This window comes from Paenibacillus vulneris (assembly GCF_039543185.1).
GTDB lineage: Bacteria > Bacillota > Bacilli > Paenibacillales > NBRC-103111 > Paenibacillus_S > Paenibacillus_S vulneris.
This window is the reverse complement of record NZ_BAABJG010000006.1, coordinates 738,682-751,227: the sequence shown is the minus strand read 5'-3', so window position 1 is coordinate 751,227 and position 12,546 is coordinate 738,682. Positions and strand designations below refer to the sequence as shown.

The 12,546-nt window shown below is 52.1% G+C and carries 10 protein-coding genes; all 10 read left to right on the top strand.

Annotated features, from left to right (window positions below; all coding sequences use genetic code 11):
• Positions 1-88 precede the first annotated feature (88 nt).
• Positions 89-1,354, top strand: a complete 1,266-nt coding sequence (locus ABEA66_RS08855) for a methyltransferase domain-containing protein (RefSeq protein ID WP_345587262.1) — start codon at positions 89-91, stop codon at positions 1,352-1,354.
• A gap of 3 nt (positions 1,355-1,357) precedes the next feature.
• Positions 1,358-3,943, top strand: coding sequence for a metallophosphoesterase (locus ABEA66_RS08850; protein WP_345587261.1), 2,586 nt, complete (start codon positions 1,358-1,360; stop codon positions 3,941-3,943).
• A 234-nt stretch (positions 3,944-4,177) separates the two neighbouring features.
• Positions 4,178-5,332: a serine hydrolase domain-containing protein gene (locus ABEA66_RS08845; protein ID WP_345587260.1), complete on the top strand. Its 1,155-nt coding sequence runs from the start codon at positions 4,178-4,180 to the stop codon at positions 5,330-5,332.
• Between the two features lie 172 nt (positions 5,333-5,504).
• Positions 5,505-5,861 carry a DUF3870 domain-containing protein gene (locus ABEA66_RS08840; protein WP_192703876.1) on the top strand — a complete coding sequence of 119 codons (357 nt, stop codon included), beginning with the start codon at positions 5,505-5,507 and terminating at the stop codon, positions 5,859-5,861.
• Positions 5,862-5,984: 123 nt separating this feature from the next.
• The gene (locus ABEA66_RS08835; RefSeq protein WP_345587259.1) at positions 5,985-6,809 is read left to right on the top strand and encodes a M55 family metallopeptidase; all 825 of its coding nucleotides are present in this window, start codon (positions 5,985-5,987) and stop codon (positions 6,807-6,809) included.
• Between the two features lie 15 nt (positions 6,810-6,824).
• A complete protein-coding gene (locus ABEA66_RS08830; protein WP_345587258.1) occupies positions 6,825-7,757 on the top strand; it encodes an ABC transporter permease in 933 nt (310 codons plus the stop codon).
• 2 nt (positions 7,758-7,759) lie between these two features.
• A complete protein-coding gene (locus ABEA66_RS08825) occupies positions 7,760-8,677 on the top strand; it encodes an ABC transporter permease (protein WP_192703873.1) in 918 nt (305 codons plus the stop codon).
• A 5-nt stretch (positions 8,678-8,682) separates the two neighbouring features.
• On the top strand, positions 8,683-9,720 hold the full coding sequence (locus ABEA66_RS08820) for an ABC transporter ATP-binding protein (RefSeq protein ID WP_345587257.1): 1,038 nt from the start codon (positions 8,683-8,685) through the stop codon (positions 9,718-9,720).
• A 57-nt stretch (positions 9,721-9,777) separates the two neighbouring features.
• Entirely contained in the window at positions 9,778-11,412 is a 1,635-nt protein-coding gene (locus ABEA66_RS08815) for a peptide ABC transporter substrate-binding protein (protein ID WP_079912074.1), read from the top strand.
• A 197-nt stretch (positions 11,413-11,609) separates the two neighbouring features.
• Positions 11,610-12,539, top strand: coding sequence for a S66 peptidase family protein (locus ABEA66_RS08810; RefSeq protein WP_345587256.1), 930 nt, complete (start codon positions 11,610-11,612; stop codon positions 12,537-12,539).
• Positions 12,540-12,546: the final 7 nt, after the last annotated feature.

Sequence of the window (12,546 nt, the reverse complement as noted above, 5' to 3'; positions counted from 1 at the left end):
ATGGTCGTAATACTTTCACCCTGTTGTCAGAAGTCTGCAGGATCGATAATAAATAACAGAACTACTTTTATTTTAAGGAGCGGTACGCATGGCTATTGTTCAAATACGGTCCACCAACCCTAAGCTTTCCTTTATCCTCAAGAAAAATCCCGAATCCGGCATGCTGCTGCGATCGATTCGCAAAGGGACGGCTTACGGCTGGTATACGGACGATTCCACCTACAACGTCTATTTTAAAGATGCGGATAACGATATTTCGTATAAGCAGCACGAACAGGAGACCTTTGAATACTTGAACGTATCGAGGTATAACACGCCGTTATTTCCTCTGAATGCGATCAATGAGTTTTTCTCAGCGCCATTGAAGGCGCGGGATGAACGAGATACAGACGGATACGAGAACGGATTTTTCATCCATATGATTCATGTGGAGATGATTCGATATGTTGAGTTTTTTGAGAAGCATATGAAGGAGTTTACGTTTGAAAGCAAGCATCTGGCTCATCAGAGCTATTCTCTTACGATTACAACGAACAAGAGCCTCTACGAGCTTTTGCATGTAGCCAGTGTTCTATGCTTGTTTCTGTCCATGTTCGGCAAGGAGCACATTGATATTTCGGAGAGTATCATTGATAAATATGTGAAAAGCATGAACATCATCGATGCTCCGTTCTATATCCGAAGCCTGTTTGTAAGGAACTTTTTATCGACGAGAGACCGGTTTAGAAAATATAAAGCTCAGCTGGAAAGCACAGCCCGGTACGCCATTCAGTTTGATTTTGGCGGGACGGCTTACCAAAGAAGGAATTACATCGGCAGCGCGCTGCCATTTAACAAAGCGATACTGGATATTGGATGTGGTGAAGGATTCTATGCGATTCCTTTCGCGGGGAAAATCGAGGACAGCTATTATGCGATCGATATTAACGAAGAAGTGCTGGAGGTCGTGAACCGTAAAGCCAAATCCAAGGAGCTTGATAACATCGTCACTCTGGAGTCTATCGACCGCTTTCTGGAAGAATACAACATGGAACAGGTCGACGTGATTTTAACGGAAGTCATTGAGCACATGGATAAAGAGGAAGCAGCGGCGCTAATCGCCAAAATATGCGAGCACGTCGATTTCGACCATTTCATTATTACCACCCCGAACTCCGACTTTAACCGGTATTACGAGATTAGCGGATTCAGACATGATGACCATCGCTGGGAAATGGGGCAGGAGCAATTCAGACAATGGTTCGAAAGTGCGGTATCTCCAACCCATCTGGACTACGAATTTGTATCGATTGGCGACGGGGTTAATGAGATCAGGACGACGCAAGGCGTTATTCTTAGAAAAAAGGGGGCGTAACGGTTGGAAATCCGGACTAAAGTTCATACGATTTTTATGATGATAGGCTCAACAGAATGCGGCAAAACGACCTTCGCCAAGGAGGTGCTGATTCCCGGTCTCCGTTTGGAGGACGAAGGAAGCGGGTTAAAGACCAACGTCCAATACATTTCCTCAGACAGCATCCGGCAGGAAGTGCTCGGCTATGAGTACGATAAATATGATCAGGTGATGCTGGAGGCCAGCGAGCAGGCTTTCCATCTGTTATTCGAAAAAGTAAAAATGGCAGCCAGCTTCCCCATTCATGCCGAGTTCATTGTTCTGGACACGACCGGTTTGGCAGAAGACTTTCGAGAGAAGGTACGCAAGATTGCACATGAGCAAAACTACAATCTGGAAGTCATCTTATTCGATTATCGGAAAAGAGAAGATTATTACGCTTCGGAACGGTCGAAGAGGCTTATTACGAATCATATTAACAGGCTGCGTAAAGAAGTGCTCGGCTCCTTGGCTAGAGAAGGCTATTCCAAAATTCACAAGGTGCGCAGCAAAGATTTCTACTTGCCGGAAGAGGGTAGCGCAAATCCGGATTACCAAGTGATCGTAGAGGATTGGGGCGAATATGCCTCGACGGCGCTTCCGCAGGATCAGAAATATATTATCGTGGGCGACGTCCATGAATGCATTCAGGACCTGAAGGGCCTGCTGCTGGACCACGGTTTTCAAATCGACGGCAACAAGCTGGTTGCTGCAGAAAAAGTGCGGAATACGAAGGTGATTCTGCTCGGCGACTGGATCGATAAAGGCAATCAAACCAGAGAAACGGTACAGTTTCTGTATGAGAACCGGGAACATTTTCTTTTTGTCATGGGCAACCATGAGAATTTCGTCTACAAATACTTGCAGGGAGAAATCAGCGGGGCGGATCAGGAGCTGCTGCACAGCTACTTCACGTCGATTCAAGCCCTGCAGAGCGATGCGGCACTGCTCGAAAAGTTCAATCATCTCGTAGGCTTATCGAAACCTTTCTACCGGATGGTAGGAATGAACGGTCCGTCCTTCTATGTAACCCATGCGCCTTGCCGCAACAAGTATATCGGGAAGCTGGACCCGAATTCGATGCGTCATCAACGTAATTTCAGGCTGGATCGCAGCACTCCGGCAGAGGAGCAGCTTTCCTTCTTGCAGGAAGAGGCGGTAAGAAACCATCCGTATCATATTTTTGGGCATATTGCCGCCAAGCAGTCCTTCCGTATCAAAAATAAGCTGCACTTGGATACCGGGGCCGTTCACGGCAACGCCCTGACGTCGGTGAGCATATCGTTCAAGCCATTCCTGAAAGCACGCAAGGCAGCGCAAGCCGTCATTCAGGAGGAACTGAAGGTTCTGTTTCGTGAAGCGCGCAAAATTTCGATTCAAGATCTGGAAGAGGATGAAGTGCGCCGCCTGCATTACAGCACCCGTCATAAGGTGAACTTTATCTCCGGTACGATGTCTCCTGCAGATAAGGATGAGGCCGTCAATGAGCTGGAATCGTTAAAAAGCGGCTTGAACTATTTCCAAGAACGGGGCGTTCAGCAGGTGGTGCTCCAGCCTAAATATATGGGCTCCCGATGCAATATTTATTTGCATAAGGACATCGATCAATGCTTTGCGGTAAGCCGCAACGGCTATAAAATCAATCGAATCGACTTGACCGGGATTTACGCCAAGCTGCTGAACAAGTTCGGTTCGTATATGGAGCAGCACCAAATCTCCATGCTTTTGCTGGACGGCGAGCTTATGCCTTGGTCGGCGATAGGCGAAGGCTTGATTCAAAAGCAGTTCAAGCCTATCGAGAAGGCGCTGGAAGGCGAGCTTGAATTTTTGAGGCAGAACGGATTTGATGAGGCTTTTGACAAGCTGGTTGAGCAGTATCGCGGCAGCGGGTTCGAGCAGGACCAGTTCCGCATGCCCAAGACCGAATTAAGCGAAAAATACAGCAGCCATATTTATCAAAATTACAAAGACCTCCGTCAAATCATAGACACTCATGTTCCGGTCGAGGAGCATTGGAAGGCCTATGAAACGTACAAAAGGCAGCTGGAGCTTTATGCCGAGGACGGAGAGGCGGAGTATAAACCATTTGCTTTGTTAAAAATCGTTTATGACAACGGGGAAGAGCAGCTTCCCGATTGGAATACATCGGAGATGTACCGGTTCTTGTCGGATGATGAGCTCGTGCTGCTTGATTTGTCCGATCCGCAAAGCTATGAAATAGCCGAAGGGTTCTTTGCCAGGCTAACTGTCGATAACCATATGGAGGGTGTCGTCATCAAGCCGGAAGTGCAGGACGGCAAAGCCGCTCCGTATATGAAGGTGCGCAATCCTGAATATTTGTCCATCATTTACGGGTATGATTACCGTTTCCCTCATAAATACAGCAAGCTGATGAAGCAAAAGAGCATTGCTCCTAAGCTGCGTACTTCAATGAATGAATACCGGCTGGGCCAGGCGCTGCTGGCGGTTAAATTCGATGAGATTTCCCCAGATCATGAGACGTACAAGGAAATTGCGGCGAGCTTGCTGTTCGAGGTAGCGAAGGAAAAAGAGATGGACCCCAGGCTGTAAAGCATTAGAGGCCGGTCAGGAAAGGAATCCTGATCGGCTTTTTTTAAAATAGTCCTGAACGGTCTGCTTTCCAAAATAATGGGAAATTTGCACGACCCAAATCATGGATTTGGCTTATTTCACATAAAATATTTACCGATGGTGCAATATTCGGTATTATGAAATAGAGTCATTTGAAAGGGTTTACAATGGCAGAGTGAGTTTTTAACAAACTCGGGAGAAGGTGGGCTGCCTTTGAAGGAATGGGACATGGCTATTGGGCAGCTGATGGAGAAGCACCGGATCGCAGGCTTGGCGGCTTCGGTCGTCCGTGAAGGCCGGATGCTTTGGAGCGGCGGATACGGATGGGCGAATCTGGAGCGTAAAACTCCGGTGACGAGCCGGACGATATTCCGTATCGCCTCCATCACCAAGTCGGTTGTGGCGACGGCCTTTATGCAGCTTGTGGAGCGGGGCTTGTCCGATATCGATCAGGATGTCGGAGCCGTTCTCGGCTTTCCGCTGCGGAATCCGCGCTATCCGGGGCTGGCAGTGACGTTCCGCCATCTGATGACCCATACCTCCGGCTTGCAGGACGAATACGCCCGGTTCGTCACGAATTCCCGTAACGAAAATCCTCCGACGCTAACGCTAGCGGATCTTGTTCTGGAAGGTGGGGCTTATTACACAGATCGGCTGTGGGGTATAGGAAGGCCCGGTGATCCGGACAGCTTCGAGTATTCCAATCTGGGAGCGGTCCTGTTGGCGGCGGTAGTGGAGAAGTTGTCGAACGAACGATTTGATCTGTACTGCCGCAAGCATCTATTCGAGCCCTTGCAGATGAAGGATACGAGCTTTAACATAAGCGATTTTGCACAGAAGATGGACAACATTGCCGTCCTCTATGAATATGGCGGGAAAGACGACAAGCACCTTGTCGGTGCCGATGATTTTGGCGGCAAACAACCGGTTCCTGTTGATTACAGCAGCTATGTGCCCGGAACGAATGGAGCTTTGTTCAGCCCGCAAGGCGGACTTCGCACGACGGTGGACGACCTTACCCTGTTTTTGCTGGCTCATGCCAATGACGGCAGCTTGCAGGGGACAAGGGTGGTGCAGCCGGAGACGGCGAAGCTCATGCATACGGCGCAATGGACAGGGCATCGTCAAGAAGGCTTTTTCAAGCACAGCGGGCTTCAGTTTCATAGAACGAACGAGCTGGTACCGGGACAATGGCTTGTAGGCCATGCCGGCGATGCTTACGGGCTGCTCAGCGACATGTACTTCCACGAGCAGGAGCGGTGGGGCTTCGTCATGATCTTGAATGGAGCGCGCCGCGACAAAGGCGCAGCTTATTTCCGGGCAGAGGAAGAGCTGGCAGGGCTGATGGTCGAAGCTTTCCTGAAATAGCAATCGAAGAGCTCGTCTCCACAGCCAAAGGTTGGTTATTTACAACATGTTAATGTGATGTTAGACTATATTACATCATTAGCTTTTGCAGCGTCCGGCGGTCGCAGGAAGAGCCCCTTCCTGACATCCCGTACGGAAAATGGGCGGAGGGCTAATAAGGAGATGGTCTTGATTGCAGTACGATAAAGATACGATCTATATTGTCGGTGACGCCCAGGTGCCGCTGAATAACCCGATTACGCAGCAGTTCAGCGCCTTCTTCATAGGGCTGGTCGTCGATACGACGAACCATAAAATTATCGATGCCGGGTGCTCCTCCACGATCCCGTTAACCTCGGACTTCGTAAGGTCCATCTTCATCGGTCATCATATGCTGAATTTGGATCCGGTAGCCGAAGAAATACGACGGCGCTATCACGGCTCTTCCCAGAAGGCATTGATTGTCGCCTACAAAGACGCGCAAAAAAAATATAAATTAGCACTTAACGGCCGGGAAGAGTCAGGATATCTGCCTTCCGGCACAGTGTAGGCTGCTTTATTTATCCGTATGGCAACATACCCGTAAATAAAACCCAGCAGACGGATATCAGGATGTGTTCCTGATGCTGTTTGCTGGGTTTTTTCAACTATAAAACCAATGGAGGGCAATCGGATGAAATTGTATATTTCCATCGATATGGAAGGCATAACGGGACTGGTGGATGCTACCTTCGTAGATTCCAGGCAGTATAACTACACCCGCGGTCAGCATAGGATGACGGAAGAGGCCAATCATGTCATCGGCGCCGCCTTCGAGCAGGGATGCAAGGAAGTCGTCGTTAACGACAGCCATTCCAAAATGAACAATTTGCTTATTGAGAAGCTGCATCCGGAAGCACAGCTGATTATGGGCGATGTGAAGCCATATTCTATGGTGCAGGGCCTGGACTCCTCCTATGCGGGTGCAGCGTTCCTGGGCTATCATTCGAGGGCCGGCAGACCGGGGGTGCTCAGCCATACGATGATTTTCGGCGTGCGTAATATGTTCCTTAACGGGCGGGAAGTCGGAGAGCTGGGCTTGAATGCCTTCGTGGCCGGTTATTACGGGGTACCGGTACTGCTGGTAGCCGGGGATGATGAGACGGCTCTAGAAGCGGAGGAGCTCATTCCCGGGGTAACAACCGCGGTCGTCAAGAAGCGGGTCTCACGGACGGCGGCCGTCTGCCTGACACCGGAAAAGAGCGGGCAGCTGCTGATGGAAAAGACGAAGGAAGCGCTGGCCAACCGGGATAAGGTCCAACCGCTTCAACCGCCGGAGCAGCCCGTGCTTTCGATAGAGTTCGCGAATTACGGCCAGGCGGAATGGGCCCACCTGATGCCGGGTACGACCATAGATTCGAATAGTCCTGTTGTGACGTTTCAAGCGAAGCACATGCTGGAGGCTTATCAGGCCATGATTGTCATGACCGAGCTGGCCATGAAAACGACATTCTGTTAAAAAGCGGGTGATAGCATGGCGCAATACGTGGTTCGCCGATTTATATCCATGATGGTCACACTGTGGCTCATCATAACGGTTACGTTTTTTCTGATGCATGCCGTTCCCGGTTCTCCTTTTGAAAAGGACGGGAGAAACTCGAATCCGACTGCCGTGCAAAATCTGATGGAATTTTACAACCTAGACAAGCCGGTGTCGGTTCAGTACCTCATGTATTTGAAATCGCTGCTGACACTGGATCTTGGGCCATCGATCGGGCATTTTCCCGATACAGTCAACTCGATGATCGAGCGAGGCTTTCCGGTTTCCTTACAGCTCGGTCTTGTATCCATTCTCTTCGCCATTCTATGCGGCGTTGCTCTGGGGACGGTGGCCGCGCTGCGGCATAACCGGATGATCGATTACACGGCGATGGTGTTCGCCGTCATCGGGATTGCGGTGCCTAACTTTATTGTAGCGACGCTGCTGATCAAGTACGTGGCAGTGGAATGGAAGCTGCTGCCGGTAGCCACATGGGGAAGCTGGAAGCATGTTATCCTGCCTGCGCTTGCGCTTTCAACCGGTCCGCTGGCGATTATCGCAAGGCTGACGCGGGCCAACATGCTGGAGGTGCTCACGGCCGATTATATCGAAACGGCAAGGGCGAAGGGACTCTCGCCTGTAACGATCGTCCTCAAGCATGCGCTGCGCAATGCGATTTTGCCGGTTGTTACGCTGTTAGGCGCTTTGGTCGCTAATGTGCTGACCGGAAGCTTTGTCATCGAGAAAATATTCGCGATTCCCGGAATGGGCAAATATTTCGTCGACGGCATCAATAACCGTGACTATTCGCTGATCATGGGCACGACGGTATTCTACAGCGCTCTGCTCGTGTTCATGATGTTCCTGGTGGATGTCGCCTACGGACTGATCGATCCCCGCATCAAGCTGCACAGGAAGGAGGGATAACGATGAGTGTTCCCGATTCATTATTTGTCCCTAAGAACCAGACGTTGGGGGCGTCGGAAGCCATTGTAAGGCCAAGATTGTCGTTCTGGCAGGAGGCTTGGCTCCGGCTGCTCCGCAATAAGCTGGCGATGCTGGGACTCATCATCATTGCGGCGGTTGCATTGCTTGCGGTGTTCGGTCCGCTGCTGACGGAGCATAGCTACTCCAAGCAGTCGCTGCTGGATGCGAACCAGAAGCCCTCGGCCGAGCATTGGTTCGGTACCGATGAGCTCGGGCGGGACGTATACGCCAGAATCCTGTATGGCGCCCGAATCTCCCTCTTTATCGGACTGATGGCCGCTCTGATCGACCTGATCATCGGCATGGTCTACGGAGGCATTGCCGGTTATTTGGGCGGCAGGGCCGACAACATCATGATGCGTTTTGTCGACCTGCTGTATGGAGTTCCGTACCTGCTGATCGTGATTCTGCTGATGGTCGTCATGGGACCGGGTCTCTTGACGATCATCGTGGCCTTGAGCGCTACCGGCTGGACCGGCATGGCGCGAATCGTGCGCGGACAAGTGCTTACGCTGAAAACCTCGGAGTATGTATTGGCAGCCAGAACGCTCGGCGGCAGCGCCGGGTACATTATTCGCAAGCATTTGCTGCCCAACGCGATTGGCGTCATTATCGTGCAGGTGACCTTCTCGGTCCCGTCGGCCATCTTCGCGGAAGCCTTCTTGAGCTTCCTGGGGCTCGGCATTCAGCCGCCGCTGGCTAGCTGGGGCGTGATGGCGAACGACGCGCTGCCGACGATTTTATCCGGTCACTGGTGGCGGTTGTTTTATCCGGCGTTCTTTATTTCGATCACGATGCTCGCCTTTAACCTGGTAGGCGACGGCCTTCAGGACGCAATGAATCCGAAGCAGAGGAGGTAGGGCAGATGCCCGCAAAGGATAGTTCAACGATGCGATTGGAAGTGGATAATTTGCATGTCTCCTTCACGACCCACGGAGGCGAGGTGAAGGCGGTACGCGGCGTCAGCTTCAAGCTCGGGCAGGGGGAGACTCTGGCCATCGTCGGGGAATCCGGCTGCGGCAAGAGCGTTACGGCCCGCAGCGTGATGCGTCTGCTTCCCGAGCAGAGCTCGAGGATTACCCGGGGCAGCATCCGCTTCGAGGGTAAGGAGCTGACGAAGCTCACGGAGAAGCAGCTGCGTGAGCTGAGAGGCGCCGAAATCGCGATGATTTTTCAAGACGCGATGACCGCGTTGAATCCGACGATCTCAATCGGAGAGCAGATCATGGAAGGGGTGATCCGCCATCGGAAGCTCCCGCGTGCGGAGGCGCGCAAGCTGGCGGTGGAGATGCTCGGCCTTGTCGGCATCTCACATCCCGAGATGCGGATGAAGCAATATCTGCACGAATTCAGCGGCGGAATGAGACAGCGGATGATGATTGCTATAGCGGCGGTATGCAATCCGTCGATCCTGATCGCGGATGAGCCGACGACAGCGCTCGATGTCACGATTCAGGCGCAAATTATCGAGCTGTTTCAAATGCTTCAGAAGAAAACCGGGGTGTCGATCATCATCATCACGCACGACCTCGGGGTCGTCGCCAAAATCGCCGACCGGGTAGCCGTCATGTATGCAGGGCAAATCGTGGAGAGCGGCACGGTGCATGAGCTGTTCCACAACCCGCAGCATCCGTATACGAAGGGGCTGCTCGCTTCCATGCCGCGCCTGGATACGGACCGTACGCAGCCGCTGACGCCGATTCCGGGTACGCCTCCAGATTTGTTCGCTCCTCCTCGGGGCTGTGCGTTCACCGCCCGCTGCCCCTATGCGATGGAGGTATGTGAGCTGCATCCGCCAGCGCAGACGAACATCTCTCATGGCCATACAGCGGCCTGCTGGCTGCAGGATCCGCGGGCCCGGAAGCTTTTTCCACCGACGGGCGATATCAAAAAGGCTCTATAGGCCGGCTGCGCCGGCTTTTAGATAAATAAACGATGTAGAAGAAGGGGAGAAGTGCTTATGAAAAAAGTATCCGCATTGCTCGTCAGCTGCGCCCTGTTATTCGGCACGGCCCTCGCCGGCTGTACCAAGGATGAAGGCTCCGGGGTCAAAACGGAAAGCGGCAAGGAAGCCAAGGCCAAAATTTTGACTTATAACAACCTGAAGGAACCGACATCCCTGGATCCGCCGATCGGCTTCGACCAAGCGTCCTATGACATCGTCAACAATGCGTTCGAAGGCTTGACGCGTCTTGGCAAGAACCATTCACCGGAGCCGGCTATGGCCAAGGAATGGAAGATCGCTCCGGACGGCAAGAAATATACGTTTACCCTGAGAGACGGCATCAAATGGACAAACGGAGAGCCGGTGAAGGCCGCAGACTTCGAATATGCGTGGAAGCGGCTGCTGGATCCTAAGACAGCCTCGGACGCAGCATTTCTCGCTTACCCCATCGAAGGGGCAGAGGCTTACAACTCCGGTAAGGGTACTGCTGACGGCGTTAAGGTGAAGGCCGTTGATGATAAAACCCTCGAGGTGAATCTCGCCTATCCTGCTTCGTGGCTGCTCGGCATGGTGGCGAGCCCGGCATTTTTCCCTGTGAATAAGGGAGCGGTGGATAAGAGCGCGAAATGGGCGGGCGAAGCATCGACTATTGTAAGCAATGGGCCGTTCAAGATTGCCGAATGGAAGCATGACAGCGAGCTGAAGCTCGTCAGAAACGATCAATATTGGGACGCAGCCAACGTCAAGCTGGACGGCGTAACCTATAAAATGATTAACGATTCCAACACGGCCTACCAGCTTTTCACGACGGGTGAGATCCTTGTCTCCAATACGACGGGAGCGATTCCGGCGGATCTAAGCGACAAATTGTTCGCAGAGAATAAGGTGAAGGTCGAGGATGGCGCGGGACAGGCGTTCTATCGTTTCAATACGAAGATGGCGCCGTTTAACAACGTGAACATCCGCAAAGCGTTCGTAGCGGCTGTAGATAGACAGAAGCTGGTGGATCTTGTGCTCAAGCAAAAGCAGAAGCCGGCCGATGGTTATGTATCACCGGGACTGAAGGACCCTGCCGGCGGGGATTTCCGCAAGGTCGGCGGCAGCCTGATCAAGTTCGATGCTGCAGAAGCAAAGAAGCTGCTGGAAAAAGGCATGCAGGAAGCGGGCTACAAGACGCTGCCGGAAGTGACGCTGACTTACAACACGAACGATGTCAGCCAAAGAATCGCGCAGGCGCTCCAGGCGATGTTCAAAGACAATCTGGGCGTCGATATCAAGCTGGCTAATAAAGAAGGCAAAGTATTAACGGATGAACAGAAGAAGCTGCAGCTTCAATTCTCCCGTTCCTCGTTCCTTCCGGATTTTGCCGACCCGATCAACTTCCTGGACGGTTTCCAATCGACGAACGCCTTCAGCCGGACCGGATGGGTTAACGCTTCTTATGATAAATTGATCAAGGACGCATATAATGAACCGGATGAAGCTAAACGCTTCAAAATGATGCATGATGCGGAGAAAATTTTGATGGATGAGGCCCCAATCTTGCCGCTGTATTTCTACAACAACGCCTATCTGCAAAGCGACAAGGTGGACGGTGTCGTCAGACACGCCTTCGGCTTCATCGACTTTAAGTGGGCGGATATCAAATAACCGCCGGATTCATTGGAGATAACGGCATGAAGGTGCTAGAGTATCCGGGAATCCTAGTTTTGCAGGAACTATGCTAAATATGGAGGTGGGGTATGCCTCGGAGGAGGGGCATATCCCACCGGAATATATTATCAATAGTTCAAGCTTCGAAGGTTTCTCAGCAGACATTAGCGCCTTCCAAGGCAGGAGGAAAGCATATGATGAGGCTAGTCAAACCGCCCCATCTCCTTCCGGGCGATACCGTAGGCATTACGGCTCCGGCAAGCTGGGGAGACAGGGAACAGATTCGCGCGGCATCCGCCTGTCTGGAGCGGCTGGGGCTTCAAGTCAGATTGGGTGATACGCTGTCCGGACAGCATGGCTACCTTGCAGGAACGGATGAAGAACGGGCTAGGGAATTGAACGGGATGTTTGCCGACCCGGGGATCAAGGCAATTATCTGCGCCCGAGGGGGCTATGGTACAGGCAGAATCGCCGATCAGCTGGACTACGATCTCATCCGGGCCAATCCGAAAATATTTTGGGGCTACAGCGATATTACTTTTTTGCATACGGCGATCTTGAAGAAGGCTGGACTGGTTACGTTCCATGGCCCGATGATGATTGATTTGGAAAAGGACAGCGACCCGCTTACGGTTCAGAACTACGAAACGATGCTGCGTCCATCCGTCCTGCGGTATACCGAAGACATATCCTCGCTGCAGGTGCTGGTGGATGGAGAAGCAGGCGGGCAGTTGGTCGGCGGCAACCTGACGCTTCTGACGAGCACGCTGGGGACGCCTTATGAGCTGGATACGAAAGGGCGGCTCCTCTTTATCGAGGATATTGATGAGGAGCCGTACCGCGTGGACCGGATGCTGAATCAGCTAAGGCTGGCGGGTAAATTCGCCGATGCTGCCGGCATTTTAATCTGTGATTTTAACAATTGTGTTCCGAACAAGCGTAAGCAATCGCTTTCTTTGGAGCAGGTGATTGAGGATCATGTCGTATCTGCCGGCAAGCCTACGATGGCTGGCTTCAAGATCGGTCATTGTTCCCCGAATATAGCCGTGCCTCACGGTATAGAAGCTAGAATGAGCACGCAGCAGAAGGTGCTGGAATGTATAGAACCCGGTGTTGAGACATAAGGAGGCA

Coding starts and splice junctions, on each gene's coding strand:
- ABEA66_RS08810 (WP_345587256.1), top strand. CDS start 11,610: ATGATGAGGCTAGTCAAACCGCCCCATCTCCTTCCGGGCGATACCGTA.
- ABEA66_RS08835 (WP_345587259.1), top strand. CDS start 5,985: ATGAAATTGTATATTTCCATCGATATGGAAGGCATAACGGGACTGGTG.
- ABEA66_RS08830 (WP_345587258.1), top strand. CDS start 6,825: ATGGCGCAATACGTGGTTCGCCGATTTATATCCATGATGGTCACACTG.
- ABEA66_RS08825 (WP_192703873.1), top strand. CDS start 7,760: ATGAGTGTTCCCGATTCATTATTTGTCCCTAAGAACCAGACGTTGGGG.
- ABEA66_RS08815 (WP_079912074.1), top strand. CDS start 9,778: ATGAAAAAAGTATCCGCATTGCTCGTCAGCTGCGCCCTGTTATTCGGC.
- ABEA66_RS08820 (WP_345587257.1), top strand. CDS start 8,683: ATGCCCGCAAAGGATAGTTCAACGATGCGATTGGAAGTGGATAATTTG.
- ABEA66_RS08855 (WP_345587262.1), top strand. CDS start 89: ATGGCTATTGTTCAAATACGGTCCACCAACCCTAAGCTTTCCTTTATC.